Source organism: Janthinobacterium sp. SUN211 (assembly GCF_030587315.1).
GTDB classification, from domain to species: domain Bacteria; phylum Pseudomonadota; class Gammaproteobacteria; order Burkholderiales; family Burkholderiaceae_D; genus Janthinobacterium; species Janthinobacterium kumbetense.
In genome coordinates this window covers 763,858-784,986 of sequence record NZ_JAPWIC010000003.1, presented here as the reverse complement: position 1 = coordinate 784,986, position 21,129 = coordinate 763,858, and the positions used below count along the sequence as shown (strand labels likewise).

Here is a 21,129-nt window from a genome sequence, read left to right as displayed (position 1 = left end):
ATCATTGCTGATGGGTCGCTCACTCAAAAAACTGACAGGCCACTACTTTCGTAGCGCCTATTTCATTATTTCTTGTGAACATTTGATATATTTTAAGTATTACAGCAATCCGAAGATCGCTGCTGCACCTACATCAAATGCCCACACTTATCGACTGTTAATTGTTAAAGAACTGTATTCGGTACTGCTTTCGCGCTATCGACAAAGCGTTGTGTTTGTCAGCTGCGAAGAAGGAAGAGTATGAAGCGTTTCGGCCATTTCGTCAACCTTCTTTTTTACTACCCAGCCCCGGAAGGCTGTCCCTTTTGTGCCGCAAACCAGTGCGTCTCATCGGGGAGGCGAATCATATCAAAGACCGTCGAAGTTTGGCAAGCGCTTTTCCAGGAAAGCGTGCATGCCTTCTTTTTGTGCAGGCGTACCGAAGGCGGCCTGGAACAAGCGGCGCTCGTAGGCGACACCATCGGTCAAGGTCGTTTCAAACGCGCGGTTGACGCAATCCTTGATCATCATGGCCACCGAGGTCGGCATGGCGGCGATAGTCTTGGCGGCAGTCAGGGTTTCTTCCAGCAACTTATCGGCCGGCACGACGCGCGATACCAGGCCGATACGTTCCGCCTCGGCGGCATCGATGGTGCGCGCCGTCAACAGCAGATCCATGGCCTTGGCCTTGCCGATGGCGCGCGGCAAGCGCTGCGTGCCGCCCGCACCCGGCGTGACGCCGACCTTGATTTCCGGCTGGCCAAATTTGGCGCTGTCGGCGGCGATCAGGAAATCGCACATCATGGCCAGTTCGCAACCGCCACCGAGCGCATAGCCGGCCACCGCACCCACCACAGGTTTGCGCACGCGCAAGATATGTTCCCAGTTGCGGCTGATGTAGCCCTGGGTAAAGGTGTCCGGGTAGGTGTAATCGGCCATGGCGGCGATGTCGGCGCCGGCGGCAAACGCTTTTTCGCTGCCCGTGAGCACGATGCAGCCGATATTGTCATCCGCATCGAATTTCAGCAAGGCGTTGCCCAGCTCATTCATCATGTTGTCGTTCAAGGCATTCAAGGCCTTCGGGCGATTCAGGCGGATGACCGCCACTTTGTCCTGGATATCGATGATCAAGTCTTCGTATTGCATATAGTCTCCTCTGGATGAACACGGTGACAACGATTGTAGCGGCTAACGGCAGCGGCGCGGCAGGTGCGCTGCTATTATTGTGAGCCTGATCATTTTCATATCGAGCAAGATATTTTCTCCTCCCTCTTCCAGTACTGCGCCCATTACCTGCGCGGCGACGGCAGCGCCGCCAGCGTCGATTTCCGCCGCCTGTGGTTCAGCAACAGCCTCAATTGCTTCGGCGCCCAGATCACCTCACTGGCCCTGCCCCTGTGCGCGGTGCTGTTACTGCATGCGACGCCGGAACAGATGGGCGTGCTGGTTGCCTTGCAGGCGCTGCCGTTCGCCCTGTTCGGTTTGCCCGTCGGCGTGCTGCTGGACCGGCGCAGCAAGCACCCGATCATGCTGTTCAGCGAAAGCATGTCCGGCCTGGCCCTGGCCAGCGTGGCAGTGGCTTACTGGTGCGGCGTGCTGTCGATGCCGTGGTTATATATAGTAGGGTTCATCATCGGCACGGGCTTCGTCGTGGGCGGCGGTGCCGAGCAGGTGTTTCTGACTTTCCTCGTGGGCCGCGATGGCTTGATCGATGCGCAGTCGAAATTTGCCGCCACCGAATCGGCTTCGCGCCTGATCGGTCCCGGCCTGGCCGGCGTGCTGGTGCAGGTCTTGTCCGCGCCCGTCGCCATCCTGTGCACGGCGTGCGGTTATCTGATTTCCGTCTTCAATTTGCGTGCCATGAGCGTGCGCGACCCACGCCCGGCGCCATCCGACAAGCACGCCTTGCGCGACATCGCCGACGGCTTACTGTTCGTGTGGCGCGAGCCGCTGCTGCGCGCGCTGGCCTGGGGCGCCGGCATCTGGCACTTCCTGTTTTACGCCAGCATGGCCTTGACGGTGCTGTTCGCCACGCGCGATCTGGGCATGAGCCCTGGCGTGCTGGGCATGACGCAGATGCTGGGCGGCGCCGGCGTCTTGCTCAGCGCCTTCATCGTCAAGCCATTGACGAAGCGCTACGGCGCCGGCCGCACCATCCTGATCGGCCTGGCATCCACCTCCGTGTGCTTTGCCCTGACGCCAACGATTCCGGCAGCACTGTTCGGCAGCGCGGCCGCCAGCGCCGTGGCGTATGCCATATTGATGTTCTTTTTCGATTGCGGCGTGATGCTGTTCTTTATTCCCTACCTGGGCCTGCGCCAGAAGGTGACGCCCGACCCCATGCTGGGCCGCATGACGTCGACCATGCGCTTTCTGACGGTGGCGACGGCGCCGCTGGGCGCGCTGGCCGCCGGCTGGATCGCGGAACACTTTGGCGTGCGCAATGGCCTGGCCTGTATCGCGGCCGGCAGCATCCTGTTGACGGTGGCCATGGTGTGGGGCACGCCGCTGCGTAGCGTGCGCACCTGAAGCGATGAACGGGCATACACTGCCAAAAGATTGCCTTGGCGACACTATTCGCGCCAAAGCCTGCGAGGTTTGATTTATATCAAGGTTTTAATTGATGTAAATCCATAAGCTGTCTTACATCACTTGAGGAGCACGCCATGTTTAACACCATCTTATTTCCCACCGACGGCTCGCCGTTGTCCGACAAAGCCGCCGAGACCGCCCTCGCCTTCGCCCAACTGAACAAGGCCAAGCTGGTCGCCATCAGCGTGGTGCAGCCCTTCCCGTTCTCGCCGATGGCCGACGGCGGCATCGTGCTCGACGCCAGCCTGTATGAACAGCAGATGCAGGAAGCGTCACAACGCGCCATCGACAAGATCGGCGCAGCGGCAAGCGCTGCCGGCGTGTCTTTCGAAGGCGTGGTGGCCGTGTCGCCGAGCCCGCACGATGAAATCGTCAATGCGGCGCAAACCTACCATTGCGACATCATCCTGATGGCCTCGCATGGCCGCAAGGGCTTGAACAAGCTGTTCGTGGGCAGCGAAACGCAAAAAGTGCTGGCCCACACCCATTTACCCGTCATGGTCCTGCGCTAACCTTGCGCTAGCGCAATCCCCGCCCGGCGCCGCGAGAAACTCAGCGCGCCGGCGCCTGCTTCGGCAACAACACCCACACGGCGCCGCTCTGTTTCATGCGGCCCGCATTCTCGGCCGCTTCCGCGCCAAAGCCAAAGAAATAATCGACCCGGATCGGCCCGCGAATGGCGCCGCCCGTATCCTGCGCCATCACCAGGCGCTGCATGGGAATCTCGCTATTGGCTTGCGTGGTGGACAAGAACACGGGCGCGCCCAGCGGCAGGAAACGCGAATCGATGGCTACCGAGCGCTGCGGCGTCAGCGGCACGCCCAGCGCGCCCTTCGGCCCCACTTTCGGATCGGGCAAGCGCTCTTCCTTGAAGAAGACATAGCTCGGGTTGGCGTTGAACAATTCATCCTTGCGCGTGGGATGGCCCGCGATCCACGCCTTGATGCCTTGCGCGGACGCCTGGCTCAGGGTCAGCTCGCCCTTGTCGACCAGGTAGCGGCCGATCGATTTGTATGGATGGCCGTTTTGATCCGCATACGCCACGCGCACGGTTTCCTGCGTATCGGTCAGCTGTACGCGCCCGGAACCCTGCACTTGCAGGAAGAACGCCTCGACTTCGTCATCCACCCACAGCAATTCCTTGCCCGCGACGGACGTGGCGCGCTCGATGTCGGCGCGGGTTGCGTACGGTATCACCTTCTTGCCGACCAGCTTGCCCCGCAAGCGCATGTTTTTCAGTTCCGGATACACGCCGGACAAGTCCACCGAGACCAGATCGTCAGGCACCTTGTACAGCGGTGTCTGATATGGACCGCCGCGCTTGCGCGCGCCGTGCAGCAATGGCTCGTAATAACCGGTCACCAGTCCAGTATTGGCGCCATCGGCGGTGACGACTTGATTTGGCACAAAGAAAGTCTCGAAAAACAGGCGGATGGCCTTGTCGCTGTCGGCATTGACCTGGCGCGCAATCGTGCACGATTCCTTCCAGTCCGGACGTTTCACCAGCACGCCGCACGAAGCCATGAAGGCGGGCCAGGCGGCGCGCATGTCGTCGCGGGCCCAGCCTGGCAAGGCGGCAAACTTGGCGGGCACGAAGGTGGGCGCCGCCACATCCGTGGCATCCTTGGCATCGGCCGGCTTGGCAGGCACAGGCTTGACGACGGTCGGCGCAATGGCGGGCGCCTTGCCGCTGGAAGCCGCGGGCGGCGCGACGGGCGGCGTGGTGCAGGCGGACAAGACAAGCGCGACGGCGCCGATTGAAACAGGTAGACTACCGCGTGTAAACAGACGGCTGATAAATGGGCTGCGGGTAAATAACATAGGGATGCGTATGTGGATCTTGATGATAGAGGCGCTGGTGGCGTTCTTCTTGCTGGCATTTATAGTCTGGTGGACCATGTATTCGGGCAAAAAGCCCACACCGCCGGCGCGCAAGCAGCTCAGTGAAGAACAGGACGCCACCGAAAAACTGAAATAAGGGGGCAAGCCCCCCGGCGTTTCCTTAATGCAGGGTACGCGGCACCGACAGCACGAACTCGGGAATCGGCGCTTCGAACTGATGGCCGTCTTCGGCCACGCAGAAGTATTCGCCGTGCATCGAGCCTTGCGGCGTGCCCAGCATGGTGCCGCTCGTGTATTCGAATTGCTCGCCCGGCTGCAACAGCGGCTGGTGGCCGACGGCGCCCAGGCCGCGCACCTCTTCCACCTTGTTGTTCGCATCCGTGATGACCCAGTGGCGCGAAATCAGTTGCGCGCCAGCCGTGCCCGTGTTGACGACGCGGATCGTGTAGCTGAACACGTGCCGCCCCTGGTCCGGTGCCGATTGATCGGGCAGATATTGCGTTTTGACCGTTACCGTAAATTCATAAGTCGCCATCGTCATTCCTCTTCAGACATTGCCAGTCATATTGTGTGTCGCGCGCGACGCATTGGCCATCGCGCGATGCGTATTCTGTATTTCACCGTACTTCAATGAGGCATGGTAACGGCGTCAGGCGTAAAATAGCGCAAATCGCATTTTCTATCCTTTGGCTACTTCACCATGACAACATTCCGTATCGCTCCCAGCATCCTGTCCGCCGACTTTGCCCGCCTGGGCGAGGAAGTGCGCAACGTCGTTACCGCCGGCGCCGACATCATCCACTTCGACGTGATGGATAACCATTACGTGCCGAACCTGACCATCGGCCCGCTGGTGTGCGAAGCGATTCGCCCGCACGTGCAAGTGCCCATCGATGTGCATCTGATGGTCAAGCCTGTCGATCGCATTATCCCGGATTTCGCCAAGGCTGGCGCGAACATCATCACCTTTCACCCGGAAGCGTCGGATCACGTCGACCGTTCCTTGCAGTTGATCCGCGACAATGGCTGCAAATCGGGCCTGGTTTTCAACCCGGGCACGCCGCTGCACTACCTGGAACACGTGATGGACAAGATCGACATCATCCTGATCATGTCCGTCAACCCGGGCTTCGGCGGCCAGTCCTTCATTCCGCAAGCGCTGAAGAAAATCGCCGAAGCGCGCCGCATGATCGACGAGTCGGGCCGTGACATCATGCTGGAAGTCGATGGCGGCATCAAGATCGACAACATCGCCGCCGCTGCCGCCGCCGGCGCCGACACCTTTGTCGCCGGCTCGGCCATCTTCGGCAAGCCGGACTACAAGGCCGTCATCGACGCCATGCGCGCCGAGCTGGCCAAAACGGTGGGCAACTGATGCAGGCGGGCACGGTGAAAGACCACGTACTGGCTGGCGTGCGCGCCGCCATCATCGACCTCGATGGCACGATGCTCGACACCGTGCCCGATTTTCATGTCGCCATCAATGGCATGCGCGCAGAACTGGACCTGGCGCCCATCAGCGCCGACGCCATCAAGTTGATGGTGGGCAAGGGCTCGGAAAACCTGATCCGCACCGTGCTGGCGCTCGACTTCGATGACGCCGGCGTGGAACAGCGTTTCGAGCAGGCGATGGAGGGCTACCAGCGTCACTACCTGGCCATCAATGGCCAGTTCAGCACCCTGTATCCGGAGGTCGAAGCGGGACTGGCGGCGATGAAGGCGGCGGGCCTGCGCCTGGCCTGCGTCACCAACAAGCCGATCGCCTTCGCCCTGCCCCTGCTGAAACTGAAAAACCTGGACCAGTATTTCGAGATCGTCTATGGCGGCGATTCGCTGCCGCAGAAAAAACCGCACCCCATGCCGCTGCTGCAAGTGTGTGCGGACTTCGACTTGCCGCCATCCAAAGTGGTGGCCATCGGCGACTCCTCGAATGACGCGCAAGCGGCCAGGGCTGCGGCTTGCCCCGTACTGACGGTACCGTACGGCTACAATCACGGACACTCTATACACGATACCGATTCCGATGGTATAGTAAAGACACTGCTCGAAGCAGCCCGTTTTATTGGCATGCAAAACTAACCGGCATACTGACCAAACCCAACACCATATCGTGAACACGTTTCTCATCAAAAAACACAATGTCACCCAAACCGGCTCGATTGAGGCCTGGCTTTGGCGACGCTGGCAATCCTGGCAGGCTTAAGGGCCGAGCCGTTACGATTGCTGCCGGTTGTACACACGTCGTTTGCGCATATTGCGCACGTTGCGTGTCCCGGCAAGTTTTTTGATAACCCACCGCAGGGTTTGTGCACTATGCACACTCATACCCTGACGGCATGGAGAGAAACATGACCGAACTCGAATTCAAATCGCTGGGCCAGCAAGGCTACAACCGCATCCCCCTGATCGCGGAAGCGTTCGCCGACCTGGAAACCCCGCTCACCCTGTACCTGAAACTGGCACAGGCGCAACAAGGTGGCAAGAACACCTTCCTGCTCGAATCCGTCGTCGGCGGCGAACGCTTCGGCCGCTATTCCTTCATCGGCTTGCCCGCCACGACCGTGTTGCGCAGCTATGGCAAACGCACCGAAATCGTCAAGAACGGCAGCGTGATCGAAGAACACGAAGGCAATCCGCTCGACTTCATCGAACAATTCCAGTCGCGCTTCAAGGTGGCCCTGCGCCCCGGCATGCCGCGCTTCTGCGGCGGCCTGGCCGGCTACTTCGGCTACGACACCGTGCGCCACATCGAGAAAAAACTCGCCGGCGGCGCGCCGAAAGATGACTTGAAGCTGCCCGACATCCAGCTGATGGTGACGGAAGAACTGGCCGTCATCGACAACCTGTCCGGCAAGCTCTACCTGATCGTCTACGCCGACACCACGCAGCCAGAATCGTTTTCGAAAGCGCAGCAGCGCCTGAAGGACTTGCGCATGATGCTGCGCCGCGGTGTCGATGCGCCTGTCACCAGCGCTTCCGTACGCACGGAAACCATCCGCGACTTTTCCAAGGAAGATTACCTGAAGGCCGTCGCCAAGGCGCATGAATACGTGATGGCGGGCGACCTGATGCAGGTGCAGATCGGCCAGCGCATCCGCAAACCTTACGTCGATTCGCCGCTGACTCTGTACCGCGCCTTGCGTTCGCTCAACCCGTCGCCGTATATGTACTTCTATAATTTCGGTGACATGCAGATCATCGGCGCCTCGCCGGAAATTCTGGTGCGTAACGAAAAGACGGCGGACGGCGGCAAGAAAGTCACCTTGCGCCCGATCGCCGGCACCCGTCCGCGCGGCGCCACGCCAGAGCGCGACGCCGAATTGTCGGCCGAGCTGCTGGCCGACCCGAAAGAGATCGCCGAGCACGTGATGCTGATCGACTTGGCGCGCAACGACATCGGCCGTATCGCCGAGACGGGCAGCGTGCAAGTCACCGACCGCATGGTCATCGAAAAATACTCGCACGTGCAGCACATCGTTTCGAACGTGGAAGGCAAGCTGAAAGACGGCCTGTCGAACCTGGACGTGCTGCGCGCGACCTTCCCCGCCGGCACCCTGACGGGCGCGCCGAAAGTGCGCGCCATGGAAGTGATCGACGAACTGGAAATCACCAAGCGCGGCATCTATGGCGGCGCCTGCGGCTACCTGTCGTTTGGCGGCGAAATGGATGTGGCGATCGCCATCCGCACGGGCGTGGTCAAGGACGGCATGCTGTACGTGCAGGCCGCTGCCGGCATCGTGGCCGACTCCATCCCCGAAATGGAATGGCAGGAAACGGAAAACAAGGCGCGTGCCGTACTGCGCGCCGCCGAACAAGTGCAAGATGGCCTGGATGGAGGGTTTTAAGATGCTGCTGATGATCGACAACTACGACTCCTTCACCTACAACATCGTGCAGTATTTCGGCGAGTTGGGCGAAGACGTGCGGGTCTACCGCAACGATGAAATCACGATCGCACAGATCGAGGCGCTGAACCCGGACCGCATCTGCATCTCGCCCGGTCCGAAAGCGCCGGCACAGGCGGGCATTTCCGTGGAAGTGCTCAAGCACTTCGCCGGCAAGAAGCCGATACTGGGCGTGTGCCTGGGCCACCAGGCCATCGGCGAAGCGTTTGGCGGCAACGTCATCCGCGCCAAGCAAGTCATGCATGGCAAGACTTCCCTCATCGCGCATACGGGCGTGGGCGTTTTCAAGGACATCCCCAGCCCCTTCACAGTGATCCGCTACCACTCTTTGGCGATCGAACGCGCCTCGCTGCCTTCCTGCCTGGAAGTGACGGCGTGGACGGACGACGGCGAAATCATGGGCGTGCGCCACCGGGAATACGATATCGAGGGCGTGCAGTTCCACCCCGAATCGATCCTCTCGGAGCACGGCCACGCCCTGCTGAAGAACTTTCTCGAGCGCTGATTCTCCGCGCACGCCACGGCGTGCCATCAGTGTCCTCCTGCGCCATCATTGAAGAAGGAAGCATCATGCCGATCACACCACAAGAAGCCCTGCTGCGCTGCATCGAACACCGCGAAATCTTTCACGACGAAATGCTGTACCTGTTCCGCCAGATCATGTCCGGCGAAATGTCGCCCACCATGATCGCCGCCCTCACCATGGGCTTGCGCGTCAAAAAGGAAACCATCGGCGAAATCGCCGCGGCCGCGCAAGTGATGCGCGAGTTTTCCACCAAGGTGCCCATGGCCGACACCACCAACCTGCTCGACATCGTCGGCACGGGCGGTGACGGCGCGCACACGTTCAATATTTCCACCGCCTCGATGTTCGTGGCGGCGGCCGCCGGCGCGCGCGTGGCCAAGCATGGCGGGCGCAGCGTCTCTTCCTCGTCCGGCAGCGCCGACGTGCTGGACTCGCTGGGCGTCAACATCAACCTGCAGCCCGAGCAGATCGCCCAGTCGATCGCGCAAACGGGCATCGGCTTCATGTATGCGCCCAACCACCACGCGGCCATGAAACATGCGGCGCCCGTGCGCAAGGAACTGGGCGTGCGCACCATTTTCAATATCCTGGGCCCCTTGACCAATCCCGCCGGCGCGCCGAACATTTTGATGGGCGTATTCCACGCCGACCTGGTCGGCATCCAGGTGCGCGTGCTGCAGCGCCTGGGCGCGCAGCACGCCATCGTCGTGTATGGCCGCGACAACATGGATGAAGTGTCGCTGGGCGCGGCCACCATGGTCGGCGAACTGGTCAACGGCGAAATCCGCGAATATGAAATCCATCCCGAAGACTTCGGCATGTCGATGATCGCCAGCCGCAACCTGAAGGTGGCCGATTCCGTGGAATCGAAAGCCAAGATGATGGAAGCGCTGCGCGGCGAGCCCGGTGCGGCCGCCGACATCGTGGCCCTGAACGCGGGCACGGCGCTGTACGCGGCCGGCGTGGCCAGTTCGATCGAAGACGGCCTGGCGCGCGCGCGCACGGCCGTCAGTTCGGGCGCGGCCCTGGCGAAACTCGCTCAATTCGTGCAGGTCACGCAACAGCTGGGCACTCCGGCGCAAGCGTAAGCTGCCGCCCTCCTTTATAGAATAGCGACCATCATGTCCGACATACTCGATAAAATCCTGGCCGTGAAAGCCGATGAAGTGGCCAAGGCCAAGGCCCGCCGCAGCCTGGCAAGCCTGCGCGGCGACGTGGAAAGCGACGGCGCCCTGCGCGCCGGCCTGCGCGGCTTCGAAGCGAGCCTGCGCCAGCACATCGCCGCCGGCAAGCCCGGCATCATCGCCGAAGTGAAAAAGGCGTCGCCGTCGAAAGGGGTCATTCGCGCCGACTTCCTCCCTGCCGACATCGCCGCCAGCTATGCCGCGCATGGCGCGGCCTGCCTGTCCGTGCTGACGGATGAACAGTTCTTCCAGGGATCCGTGGCATACCTGCAGCAGGCGCGCGCCGCCTGCGCCATTCCCGTGCTGCGCAAGGATTTCATGGTCGACATGTACCAGATCTATGAAGCGCGCGCCATGGGTGCCGACTGCATCCTCCTGATCGTCGCTGCGCTCGACCATGGCCTGATGGCGGAGATGGAAGCGTGCGCCCACGAACTGGGCATGGGCGTGCTGATCGAAAGCCACGATGGCGACGAACTGACGGCGGCCCTGAAACTCAAGAGCGCATTGATCGGCATCAACAACCGCAACCTGCGCACCTTCGAAACGTCGCTCGACACGACCATCAAGCTGTTACCGCGCATCCCGCAAGACAAATTGATCATCACGGAATCGGGCATCCACGGCACGGCCGACGTGCAACGCATGCGCGATGCGCACATCCACAGCTTCCTCGTGGGCGAAGCGTTCATGCGCGCGCCCGACCCCGGCGTGGAGCTGGAACGCCTGTTCGGTTAAACCATGGTAGGCTGGTAGCATGAGATACGGAATTATCGTCCTTGCCGCCGCCAGCCTGCTGTCGGCCTGCCAGACTGCAGCCCCGCCGGCGGTGAGCACGCCCACGTCCACGCCCCCTCGCACGCCGGCCGCGATACAACTCGCGGCCAGCATCGACGCCTACAAGTCGCTGGTGGCGCAGCAGATCATGGCGGCCAACGCCGCCTACACGTTCAACGGGCGCCTGCCACCCATGCTGCCGGCCATCGTCGTGCTCGACCTGAGCGTGGGCCCTGACGGCGAGCTGAAAAGCGTGCACGTACACCGTTCGCGCGACAGCGAAGCATCGGCCGCGGCGCTGGCCGCCGTGCGGCGCGTGCCCACCCTCTTTCCGCCAGCGGCACACCTGATGCAGCGCCACGCCCGGACCTTCGATTTCTCCGAAACCTTCCTGTTCAACGAGCAGTACCAATTCCAGCTGCGGACCTTGTCCGGTCCACAGTAAACGCGGCGGTATCGAGTTCGATGCGGTCGCGTCCCCGTTCCTTGGCCAGGTACAGGGCCGCATCGGCGCGCGACAACAGCTGTTCCAGCCCTTCCACCACCGACGCCTGGCAAGCGACGCCGATGCTGACCGTACACGGCGGCAGCCCCGCATGACTGGGCTCGCGCAGCAAGGCGCGGATGCGTTCGGCCACGCCCAACGCATTATGCGCCGGCATGTCCGGCATCAGCACGACGAACTCCTCGCCGCCGAAACGCGCCACGCAATCCGATTCGCGCAAGGCGCCCTTGATAACGGTGGCCACGTGCGCCAGCACCCGGTCACCCACCGCGTGACCGTGGCGGTCATTGATCAATTTGAAGTAATCGAGGTCGATGCTGAGCAATGTCAACGGCAAGCGGCGGCGGCGCAGATTGTCTATCTCGCGCGCATAGGCGTCGCCAAAGCCGCGCCGGTTCAGCACCTGGGTCAGAGGATCGTGGGTCGAGCGGCGCTCCAGTATCTGCTGCAGGCGGCGCGTCGCCATCGTCATGAAGCCCACCGTCAGCAGCAGCGCCATGAAATTGGCGACCGCCAGATAGATGCCGGCCGGCGTGCCGGCCACCGTCAGGTTCACGCTGGCGCCGCCATGCAGCAAGGCAGACACGCCGCGCGCCAGCACCACGACGGCTTGCATCAGCATCAGCGCGGCAAAGAAAAAACTCGAGAAATGGCGCTCGCCATGGCGCCACACCAGTTGCACCTGGCGCGCATAAAACAGGAAGACCAGCAGGGAAAAGACCGCCACGCGCGCCGAAAAATCGGGCTGCGCCAGCAACCACCAGCTATTGCCGGCGATGGCCAGGGCAAGTATCAGCAGATAGGCGCGGCGGCTGGGCGCCAGGCCAAAGAATTTCTCCGTGCCCAGCATCGACAGGCCGATGCCGGCCACCAGCGCCGCATTGGCCGCGATCATGGACAATGCCGGCGGCAGCACTTCGCGGGTGCCGAACAGCAGGGACGCGCACACCAGCAACAGCAAGCCGGCCGCCCAATGCCCCAGGCCATGCACCTCGCGCCGGAAACTGCGGTACACCGAGAACATGACGATGCTCATCGCCCCGCACATCAGCGTGGTCATCAGCATAATCGTTCGAGGATCGAGGGTTTGCACGTTGGGCGCGATCTAAAAGAAGCGGTTCGGCAATTTTAGTTTAGTTAAAGAAAAATTAGTTCATTTGCAGTAAATATGATGGCAAGCCGCCAGTTTCACCGGATAAGTTGCATTTGGGAAATTGCTGCTTGAAATAAAAAACCGGCCAGTGACGGCCGGTTTTCTGTCTTACCGCATGAGCATCATGCCGCGCTAGGACGCTTCGGCCCCGTGGCTTTCTTCGGCGCCGGCAGCAGCGCCAGGCTGACGCCGGGCACGCGATCGCCTTGCAGCACGGCCGCGAACGTCATCAGCTCGTCGCGGCGGAAGGCGTGGATGGCCACCTTGGCGCCGACGGCGTAGCGGCCCAGCAAGGTGTCCAGGTTGGCCGGGTTACCCGTCACGCGCAAGCCATCGATGGCCACCAGCACGTCGCCCGCCGACAGGCCGGCCACGTGCGCCGCGCCGCCCTGGTGCACCTGCGCCAGCTTGGCATCGTTGCCGTCGCGGCCCAGGTTGACGTCCAGGCTGGCCTTTTCAGCCTTGCGCGCGTCGCTGTATTTCACGCCGAACGGCGCCAGCAGGCGCGCCAGCGGCACGTCGTCCGTGCCGCGGATGTAGCGCTCGAAGAACGGTTTCAGGCGCGTGCCGGCAATTTCATCGAACAGGGCTTCGACTTCGGCAGGCGTCACGCCGCGGCCTTTGCCTTCTCCCTTGCCCTTGTAGAAATCGCGGCCATAACGCTGCCACAACGCCTGCATCACGTCGTCCAGCGACTTTTCGCCATTCGTCTTCGTGCGCAGTGTCAGATCGAAGGCCAGTGCGATCAGCGAACCCTTGGTGTAGTAGCTGACGATGGCGTTCGGCGCGTTTTCATCCTGGCGGTAGTACTTGCCCCAGGCGTCGAAGCTGGAATCGGCCACGCTTTGCTTCGTGCGGCCGCTGCCGCGCAGCACGCTGTTGACGGTTTTCCCGAGCAGCTTGAAATAGGCCGCTTCATCGATCAGGCCCGCGCGCACCAGCATCAGGTCGTCGTAATAGCTGGTGAATCCCTCGAATAGCCACAGCAGCGGCGAATAGCTTTCCGCCTGCAGGTTGTACGGCGCAAAGGCGGCCGGCTTGATGCGCTTGACGTTCCAGGTATGGAAGTACTCATGGCTGCACAAGCCCAGGAATTTCAGGTAGCCGTCGCCGATTTCCGTGCTGGTCGACGCCGTCGTCGGCAGGTCGGCACGCGCGCAGATCAGCGCCGTCGAGGCGCGGTGTTCCAGGCCGCCGTATCCGTCGCCGACGGCCATGGTCATGAACACATAGCGGTCCATCGGCGCTTTCTTTGTCTTTGGCTCGAAGAAGGCGATCTGCGTTTCGCAGATGGCTTTCAGGTCGCGGCACAAACGGTCCAGGTCCAGGTTCGGCACCTTGCCCGTGACGACGATATCGTGCGGCACGCCATGCGCGGTGAAGGTGGCCAGCGCGAAGTCGCCCATCTCCACCGGGTGGTCGATCAGCTCATCGTAGTTGGCCGCCTGGTAGCTGCCGAAGCCATAGCGCTTCGCTTTCAATTCCGGCAGGGTGGTGGCGACTCTCCACGTCTTGCAGACCGCATCCTTCGGCTGCACGATGTGCACTTCGTGCGCATCGGATTCCTGGCCCAGCACGCGCAGGAACACGCTGGTGCCGTTGAAGAAGCCGTGGTTCTGGTCCAGGTGCGCGGCGCGCACGGACAAGTCCCAGGCGTAGACGTCGTATTCGACCGTCAAGGCGCCGGTGCACGGGGCGGCTTGCCACGAATGCTTGTCCAGCTTGGTCAGCGCCACGGCCTTGCCCTCGGACTCGGCGCGGATGCTGACGATATTGCGCGAAAATTCGCGGATCATGTAGCTGCCCGGAATCCAGGCCGGCAAGGCAAATACCTGGCCGATGGCGGCCGGCGACTTGACGGTCAACGTCACCTTGAACATGTGACCGGCCAGGTCGGCTGCGGCAATGCTGTAGATGATGCCGGCGGCCGGTGTGGTTTTCACTGCGGTTTTTGCCGCGGCTTTGCTTGTGGCTTTGCCGCTTGCCTTGGCTCCCGCCTTGGCGGTGATTTTTTGAATCGGTGCTTTCTTCATGTTTTCCTCGTGTCTGGCATGGATGTTCTACAATCGCCCAGGCGCGCCAGGCGCCGGCGACAAATCGTCAGGTGTATCAATATCGCGCAAGATGCCGCTGTCGTCCACTGCTACTTCGCACACGGCATGGCTGTTGACGATGCTGCGCGCGCCCTGGTCGCCATCGAGTGCCAGCAGCAGCGGCAAGTGAAAGGCGCTGAACGCGACAGGATTGCCGCGCCGTCCCCGGAACACGGGCACGGCGATGCGCGCGCCATCGCCGATGGCGTGCGACAAGGCGGCGATTGTAGCCGCTTCCACACTAGGCATGTCGCCCAGGGCGATCAGCCAGCCCGGCGCGCCGCGTACGTGACCGATGGCGCAGGTGAGCGAGGCGGCCATGCCCGTGTCGGCATCATGGCAGACGCGCACCTCGCAGCCCAGCGCACCGAGCTGGCGCGCGACCTCGGCATCGTCGGGGCGCACCACGGCCAGCACGCGCGGCAAGGCAGCCAGCATGTTCCTCGCCGCCGCCACCACCACCGGCAGACCCGCGTGCGGTCCTTCCGCCAATGGCTGCAATAATTTGTTCTGCACGCCGGAAGGGTCGAACCTGCGTCCCCTTCCGGCTGCCAGCAAGATGCCGACCGTGCTCAAAAAACCGCTACCGTCATGCGGCCGCCAAATCGAATGGCAGCTTGCGCAAGCGCTTGCCCGTCAGCGCGAACAGCGCGTTGGCGAAGGCGGGCGCCAGCGGCGGCACGCCCGGCTCGCCCATGCCCGTCGGCGCATCGCCAGACGGCACCAAGTGCACCTCGATTACCGGCATGTCGGGCATGCGCGGCACGGGGTAGTCGCCGAAGTTCTGCTGCTCCACCACGCCATCCTTGAGCGTGATGGCTGCGCCAGGAATCGTCATGCCCAGCGCCATCAGCGCGGCGCCCTGCACTTGCGCCTCGATCGTCAGGGGATTGACGGCCAGGTTGCAATGCACGCCCGCCCATACCTGGTGCAGCTTGGGCGCGCCTTGCACCACCGACGCCGTCACCACGTAGGCAACCACGGAATTGAACGATTCGTGCATGGCCACGCCCCAGGCCTGCCCCTTCGGCAGCTTCTTCTTGCCGTAACCGGACTTGGCCACGGCCAGGTCCAGGGCGGCGATGTGGCGCGTATGCTTGGCGTCGATCAGCTGCTTGCGGTAGGCGACGGGATCCATCTTCGCCACGTGCGCCGCCTCATCGATCAGGGTTTCCATGACGAAGGCCGTGTGCGTCGAGCCGACGGAGCGCCACCACAGCACGGGCACGTTCGCCTTGGCCGTGTGCACGGACAGTTTCATCGGCAGGGTGTACGGCTCGCCCATGCCTTCGACCATGGTGCCGTCGACGCCATTTTTCACCATGAAGGCTTCGAACGGCGTGCCGGCCATGATGGACTGGCCCACGATGGTATGGTCCCAGGCGAGGATTTTCCCCTTGGCGTCGAGGCCGATCTGCGCGCGGTGCACGTGCGACGGCCGGTAGTAGCCGCCCTTGATGTCATCCTCGCGGCTCCACATCAGCTTTAACGGGCCGCCCTTGCCCGCCGCCCGATACGCCTTGGCGACGTTGACGGCTTCGACCACGTAGTCGGACGAGGGCACGGCGCGCCGGCCAAAGCCGCCGCCGGCCATCATCGTGTGCAGGGTCACCTGCTCCGGCTTCAGGCCGGAGGTCGCCGCGATGGCCGCCTGGTCGCCCGTCTGGAATTGCGAACCCACCCACATCGTGCATTTGTCTGCCTGCAGGTCGACGACGCAATTGAGCGGCTCCATCGGCGCATGCGCCAGGTAGGGAAATTCGTAGACGGCTTCGATCTTTTTCGGCGCCGAGGCCAGCTTGGCCATGTCGGCAGGTTTGGCGACCGTGCCCGGCGTTTTCGCCAGCGCCTTGAAGGCGGCCAGCTGCTTGTCGCTGCTGACCTTTTCCACGGCGCTCGTGTCCCATTCGATCACCAGCGCGTCGCGCCCCTGTTTGGCCGGCCAGTAGCCTTCGGCGATCACGGCCACGCCGCTGCCGCCACGGTCGGTTTTGACTTCCAGCACGTCCAGCACGCCCTTGATGGCTTTCGCCTTGCTGGCGTCGAATTTCGCCACTTTCGCGCCAAACACGGGCGGGCGCGCCACCATGGCCACTTTCGCGCCAGGAGGCTTGAAGTCGATGCCGAACTGCTGCTTGCCCGTGGATTTGGCGGCCGCGTCCAGGCGTTTCACGGGCTTGCCGATGATGGCAAAGTCGCGCGGGTCCTTCAGCTTGACGGTGACGGGCACCGGCTGGCGCATGGCCGCGTCGGCAAGTTCGCCAAACGTGGCCTTTTGTCCGCCGGGGCCATACAGCACGCCCTTGGCGGCGCGCACCTGGTCAGGGCTGACTTTCCATTGCGCGGCGGCGGCGCCCACCAGCATGGCGCGCGCCTTGGCGCCGATTTCGCGGTACTGCGTAAACGAATGGGCGATGCTGCCCGAACCGCCCGTCATCTGCATGCCGTAGGCGGCATCCTTGTACTGCTCGCCGGCAGGCGCCAGTGCGCCGTGCACCAGGCTCCAGTCGGCGTCGAGTTCCTCGGCGATCAGCATGGGCAAGCTCGTTTGCACGCCCTGGCCAAATTCCAGCCGGTTCACCTGCACCGTCACCGTGTTATCGGGGGCGATGTGCAGGAAAGCGTTTGGCGCGTACACGGGCTTGGCGGGTGCGGCATCGGCCGCCTGCGCCAGCTTGCCTGCGCCCGGCAGGAAAAAGCCCAGCATCAAGCCGCCGCCGGCCACTGCGCCGGCCTTCATGAAACCGCGCCGCGACACGCCATCCGCCACGGTAACAGGCGCCGATGCCAGCGCCGCGCCCAGGGTTACCCCGCCATGCTGCAATGCTTCCTGATTCAACCATTCGATACGCATGTCGCTCTCCTCAGGCCAGGGTCTTGGCCGCGTCCTTGATGGCCGCGCGGATCCGTTGATAGGTGCCGCAGCGGCAGATATTGCCGCTCATGGCGCCGTCGATGTCGGCATCGCTGGGCGCCTTGTTGGTGCGCAGCAGCGCCGTGGCACTCATCACCTGGCCGCTTTGACAGTAGCCGCATTGCGGCACGTCGTGCTGCACCCACGCCGCCTGCACGGCTTTGCCCACCTGGTCGTTTTCCATCGCTTCGATGGTGGTGATCTTTTGCGTGCCGACGGAGGAAATCGGCGTGATGCACGAGCGGATGGCCTGGCCGTCGAGGTGCACCGTGCAGGCGCCGCACAGCGCCATGCCGCAGCCGAACTTGGTGCCCGTCATGTTCAGGTTATCGCGCAGCGCCCACAGGATGGGCGTGGAAGGATCGGCATCGACCTGCGTGTCGCGTCCGTTGATATTCAGGGTAATCATCTGCTGCTTCTCCTTTTTTGAATTGTTATGGCGTCTACAAACAACACTTGATGATACGACAGCGGAAAAAAGTGCAAAAAAAAGCGCGCCTTGCGAGGGCGCGCCGTCCAGCCTTCCTGGCGACAGCCCGGATTACTTAATGGTCGAGAATTTCTGTTCCAGCGTTTTCGCATCGACTGCGCCCGGAATGCGGCTGCCGTCGGCAAAGAAGATGGCAGGCGTGCCCGACACGCGCAATTGCTGGCCCAGGGCCAGGATTTTTTCATGCGGATTGGCGCAGGTGGCGGCCACCGTGGCTGGTGCCTTGCCGTTCAACATCCAGTCATCCCATGCTTTGTTGCGGTCCGGCGCGCACCAGACATTGCGCGACTTGACGATGGAGTCCGGCGACAGGATGTTGTACATGAAGGTGTAGACGGTGACGTTGTCGATTTCCTTCAGCGCGTTCTGGCGGAAGCGCTTGCAATAGCCGCAGTTCGGATCTTCGAACACGGCGATCACGCGCTTGCCATTGCCCTTGACGGTCTTCATGGCGGAATCGAGCGGCAAGTCGGAGAATTTGATGCGGTTGACTTCGTCCAGGCGCACCTTGGTCAGGTCTTGCGACGTCTTGGCGTCGAAGACGTGGCCGACGAACAGGTATTGCGCGGCCTTGTCCGTGTAGAGGATGTCGCCGCCCGTGCGCACTTCGTACAGGCCGCCGTACGGCGTTTCCTTGACCGAATCGACCTTGGCGCCTTCGCCCAGGCGCGGCTCGATCAGCTTTTTGATGTTCGCTTCCGTTGGCGTTTCCGCGCCGGCGCACGACATCATCAGGCCCGAGGCCAGTACCAATGCGATTCTGCTCATTTTTATCACTATCACTTCTCCACTTGAAACGCCTGGCGGGACTCGCCTCTGGCCCGGCATCGTTATCTCTTTGACAAAACGATCGCCGCAGACCAGCTGCGGCGACCTTGAATTTTCACACCTGCCATTATCCGGCGATATCTTAAGATTGCCTGATATTTACTGATGTCCCAATGCGTGCGCGATCATTTTCCGCTTCAGGGCCGGTAATTTATCCAGCAAGTTTAATCCCAAATTGCGAACCACGCGCAACGGCTCCAGGTCGGCGCCAAATAATCGCGCCAGGCCATCGGTGGCCAGCTGCATCAACAGCACGTCTTCCTTGCGCGCGCGCGCATAGCGGGCCAGCACGCGCTCGTCGCCGATGCCGCGGTGCGCTTCGCGTTCGGCGATCGTCTTGACCAGCTGCGCCACGTCGGCAAAGCCCAGGTTCATGCCGTGGCCGGCCATCGGGTGGACCACATGGGCGGCGTCGCCCACCAGGGCCACGCGCGGCGCCACCATGGCGTGCGGGCGCATCAGGGTCAATGGGAAGGCGCGCACCAGCTCCGGCTGCAACGGCGTCAGCTTGCCCAGTTTGTCGTGGCAGTAGGCGGCCAGCCGCGCGGCCAGGGCATCGGCCGATTCGGCCATCAAGGTGTCGGCCAGCGCATCGGGCGCCGACCAGACCAGCGAGACGCGGTCGCCCGGCAGCGGCAGCAGCGCGACGATGCCGTCGCTGCCCGTGAACCACTGGTGGGCCGCGCCATGGTGCGGCTTTTCGCAGGCGAAGTTGCTGACCACGCCGCGCTGGCCATAGGAGCGGTAATCGAGGCCGATGTCGCACTGGCCCCGCACCCACGACTGGGCGCCATCCGCGCCCACTACCAATGCGCAAGTGATGGTGTCGCCGCCATCGAGATGCACGATGGCCGAGTCGTTCGTCCATTCCAGGCGGCTGGCGCGGCCCTGCACCACGCTGACGTTCGGCGCAAATTTCAGGGCGGCGTCCAGCGCCTGGCCCAGGTTGCGGTCTTCGATGATCCACGCCAGCGTGCCCACATGGGCGCCATATGCGTCGAAACCGAGTCCGCCCGCCTGCGCGCCGTCGCCGTTGACCAGCATGGCGTCGACCGGCGCCACCCTGTCGGCCTCCAGGGCGCCCCATACCTTCAGCGACGACAGCAGCTGGTGCGCCGTGTGATTGAGCGCATACACGCGCACATCCCAGCTGGCTTCGACCGGCTTGGCGGCCGAAGGGGATGTGGGCGCGGGCGGGCTCACCGGGGATAACAGGGTGACGCTTTGTCCTGCCTGGGCAAACGCCAGCGCCGTGGTTTTCGCGATGGCGCCATTGCCGACGATGCAAACGTCGCTGTGGCTATGCATGAAGCGCCGCATGGTAGGGGGAGTGGGACTGTTCATGGAACCATTATAGCGTTTGCCCCACCCTTTTCAGATAGTCCGGAAGTACAGGACGCGTGTCCCAGATCAAGCGATGCCATGAAAGACGGGCAGCACGTGGTCCGCGATCTCCTGCATCGTCTCGGCCAGCGGGCGGCGGTTCTGCCGCAGCTGCAAGCCGATGTGCCGCACGCCGGCGTCGCGCATGGCCGTCAACTCGGCGATCAGGCCCTCGCGCCCCGTGCGTGCGCCAAAACGGAAGCGCTGCAGCGGCAAGTTCGGGTCCTCGTCCAGGTCCAGGTGGATGAAGCTGACGTAGGGTTTATCTTCCCCGGCGACGGCGCGCCATTGCGCCGAGCGCCGCGCATGGTCGTCCGGCGTGCCCGGATAGGCGAGCCAGCCATCCATTTGCTCGCCTATCCACGCGGGCGACTGCTGCGCCAGCCCCGCCACCAGCAGCGGCAAGGGCGCGGACGGCTTGGGCAGCAGGCGGATGCCGGGCGGCAGATGCGTCTCGCCCCAGTCGCGCAGCATGGCCACCTGTTCGCGGAACGCGGCGCCGCGCTGCTCGAAGTCGCGGCCGAAGACGGGATATTCGACAGGACGGTCGCCGCTGGCCACGCCCAGCAGCAATCGCCCGCCGCTCAACTGGTCGACGCTGGCCGCCGCTTTTAACGTCAATACAGGCTCGCGCAGAGGCAGCACCACGGCGGCCGTGCCCAGCAAGATGTTCTCCGTGATGCCGGCCAGGTAGCCAAGATAGGTAAACACCTCGAAGACCTGGGCCGCGTCGCCGAAGGACGGGTCATACAAAGGCACGTCGCGCAGCCACAGGGCCCTGAAACCGAGGCGGTCGGCCAGCTTTGCCAGCGCCGCATGCAGTTGCAGGTCCGGTTCGCCCGGCACGCGGCCGGACGCCGCATTCGCCTGGCGCCCCGTGGACGACCAGTCATTATCGAGCGGCAGTTCCAGCCCGATGCTGAAACCGCCCTGCCCGAGCTTCGTCATGGCGCCCATA

General features: G+C 62.9%; 22 protein-coding genes. 11 read left to right on the top strand and 11 right to left on the bottom strand.

All coding sequences use genetic code 11. The features are described from left to right. Positions 1-244 (top strand): hypothetical protein (locus tag O3301_RS14815; protein WP_305056731.1); only part of this gene is annotated, 244 nt, incomplete at its 5' end. A gap of 104 nt (positions 245-348) precedes the next feature. Here the strand turns inward: O3301_RS14815 and O3301_RS14810 are convergent. Beyond that, the gene (locus O3301_RS14810; protein WP_305056730.1) at positions 349-1,125 is read right to left on the bottom strand and encodes an enoyl-CoA hydratase; all 777 of its coding nucleotides are present in this window, start codon (positions 1,123-1,125) and stop codon (positions 349-351) included. Positions 1,126-1,188: 63 nt separating this feature from the next. On the opposite strand from O3301_RS14810, the gene O3301_RS14805 reads away from it, so the two are divergent. Together O3301_RS14805 and O3301_RS14800 are read left to right on the top strand one after the other, a co-directional pair. Continuing rightward, the gene (locus O3301_RS14805; protein WP_305056729.1) at positions 1,189-2,508 is read left to right on the top strand and encodes an MFS transporter; all 1,320 of its coding nucleotides are present in this window, start codon (positions 1,189-1,191) and stop codon (positions 2,506-2,508) included. Between the two features lie 137 nt (positions 2,509-2,645). Continuing rightward, positions 2,646-3,083, top strand: coding sequence for a universal stress protein (locus O3301_RS14800; RefSeq protein ID WP_099665562.1), 438 nt, complete (start codon positions 2,646-2,648; stop codon positions 3,081-3,083). Positions 3,084-3,123: 40 nt separating this feature from the next. Here the strand turns inward: O3301_RS14800 and O3301_RS14795 are convergent, their stop codons facing one another. Further along, positions 3,124-4,308 carry a murein transglycosylase A gene (locus tag O3301_RS14795; protein WP_369812195.1) on the bottom strand — a complete coding sequence of 395 codons (1,185 nt, stop codon included), beginning with the start codon at positions 4,306-4,308 and terminating at the stop codon, positions 3,124-3,126. Positions 4,309-4,402: 94 nt separating this feature from the next. Here O3301_RS14795 and O3301_RS14790 point away from each other — a divergent pair, with 94 nt between their 5' ends. Then, entirely contained in the window at positions 4,403-4,549 is a 147-nt protein-coding gene (locus tag O3301_RS14790) for a hypothetical protein (RefSeq protein WP_305050247.1), read from the top strand. A 24-nt stretch (positions 4,550-4,573) separates the two neighbouring features. On the opposite strand, the gene apaG is transcribed toward O3301_RS14790, so the two are convergent. Further along, positions 4,574-4,948: a Co2+/Mg2+ efflux protein ApaG gene (gene apaG, locus O3301_RS14785; RefSeq protein ID WP_034785627.1), complete on the bottom strand. Its 375-nt coding sequence runs from the start codon at positions 4,946-4,948 to the stop codon at positions 4,574-4,576. A 165-nt stretch (positions 4,949-5,113) separates the two neighbouring features. Between apaG and rpe the strand changes: the two genes are divergently transcribed. The 7 genes from rpe (at position 5,114) to O3301_RS14750 (ending at position 11,250) form a co-directional block, all read left to right on the top strand. Further along, complete coding sequence (gene rpe / locus O3301_RS14780) at positions 5,114-5,788, top strand: ribulose-phosphate 3-epimerase (RefSeq protein ID WP_077399332.1); 675 nt, start codon at positions 5,114-5,116, stop codon at positions 5,786-5,788. Then, positions 5,788-6,492, top strand: a complete 705-nt coding sequence (locus O3301_RS14775) for a phosphoglycolate phosphatase (RefSeq protein WP_289919228.1) — start codon at positions 5,788-5,790, stop codon at positions 6,490-6,492. The genes rpe and O3301_RS14775 overlap by 1 nt, the downstream gene beginning before the upstream one ends. 269 nt (positions 6,493-6,761) lie before the next feature. Then, positions 6,762-8,258, top strand: a complete 1,497-nt coding sequence (gene trpE, locus O3301_RS14770) for an anthranilate synthase component I (RefSeq protein ID WP_289912250.1) — start codon at positions 6,762-6,764, stop codon at positions 8,256-8,258. Position 8,259: 1 nt separating this feature from the next. After that, on the top strand, positions 8,260-8,823 hold the full coding sequence (locus O3301_RS14765) for an aminodeoxychorismate/anthranilate synthase component II (protein WP_305053962.1): 564 nt from the start codon (positions 8,260-8,262) through the stop codon (positions 8,821-8,823). A gap of 65 nt (positions 8,824-8,888) precedes the next feature. Then, positions 8,889-9,932: an anthranilate phosphoribosyltransferase gene (trpD, locus tag O3301_RS14760; protein ID WP_289899385.1), complete on the top strand. Its 1,044-nt coding sequence runs from the start codon at positions 8,889-8,891 to the stop codon at positions 9,930-9,932. Between the two features lie 33 nt (positions 9,933-9,965). Then, positions 9,966-10,766 carry an indole-3-glycerol phosphate synthase TrpC gene (trpC, locus tag O3301_RS14755; RefSeq protein WP_305056728.1) on the top strand — a complete coding sequence of 267 codons (801 nt, stop codon included), beginning with the start codon at positions 9,966-9,968 and terminating at the stop codon, positions 10,764-10,766. 19 nt (positions 10,767-10,785) lie between these two features. Then, positions 10,786-11,250, top strand: coding sequence for a hypothetical protein (locus O3301_RS14750; protein WP_305056727.1), 465 nt, complete (start codon positions 10,786-10,788; stop codon positions 11,248-11,250). Here the strand turns inward: O3301_RS14750 and O3301_RS14745 are convergent. From O3301_RS14745 to O3301_RS14710, 8 genes are all read right to left on the bottom strand, one after another. Further along, a complete protein-coding gene (locus O3301_RS14745; protein WP_305056726.1) occupies positions 11,201-12,370 on the bottom strand; it encodes a GGDEF domain-containing protein in 1,170 nt (389 codons plus the stop codon). The two genes, O3301_RS14750 and O3301_RS14745, sit on opposite strands and share 50 nt — an antisense overlap. A gap of 215 nt (positions 12,371-12,585) precedes the next feature. Beyond that, entirely contained in the window at positions 12,586-14,496 is a 1,911-nt protein-coding gene (locus tag O3301_RS14740; protein WP_305056725.1) for a M61 family metallopeptidase, read from the bottom strand. Between the two features lie 27 nt (positions 14,497-14,523). Next, on the bottom strand, positions 14,524-15,132 hold the full coding sequence (locus O3301_RS14735) for a nucleotidyltransferase family protein (RefSeq protein WP_305053956.1): 609 nt from the start codon (positions 15,130-15,132) through the stop codon (positions 14,524-14,526). Positions 15,133-15,145: 13 nt separating this feature from the next. After that, on the bottom strand, positions 15,146-17,410 hold the full coding sequence (locus O3301_RS14730) for a xanthine dehydrogenase family protein molybdopterin-binding subunit (protein WP_305056724.1): 2,265 nt from the start codon (positions 17,408-17,410) through the stop codon (positions 15,146-15,148). A 10-nt stretch (positions 17,411-17,420) separates the two neighbouring features. Next, entirely contained in the window at positions 17,421-17,879 is a 459-nt protein-coding gene (locus O3301_RS14725; protein WP_289912256.1) for a (2Fe-2S)-binding protein, read from the bottom strand. 132 nt (positions 17,880-18,011) lie between these two features. Further along, entirely contained in the window at positions 18,012-18,728 is a 717-nt protein-coding gene (locus tag O3301_RS14720; RefSeq protein ID WP_034785648.1) for a DsbC family protein, read from the bottom strand. Positions 18,729-18,887: 159 nt separating this feature from the next. Further along, the gene (locus O3301_RS14715) at positions 18,888-20,132 is read right to left on the bottom strand and encodes an FAD-dependent monooxygenase (RefSeq protein ID WP_305056723.1); all 1,245 of its coding nucleotides are present in this window, start codon (positions 20,130-20,132) and stop codon (positions 18,888-18,890) included. A 66-nt stretch (positions 20,133-20,198) separates the two neighbouring features. Beyond that, entirely contained in the window at positions 20,199-21,128 is a 930-nt protein-coding gene (locus tag O3301_RS14710) for an LLM class oxidoreductase (protein WP_305056722.1), read from the bottom strand. Position 21,129 lies beyond the last annotated feature (1 nt).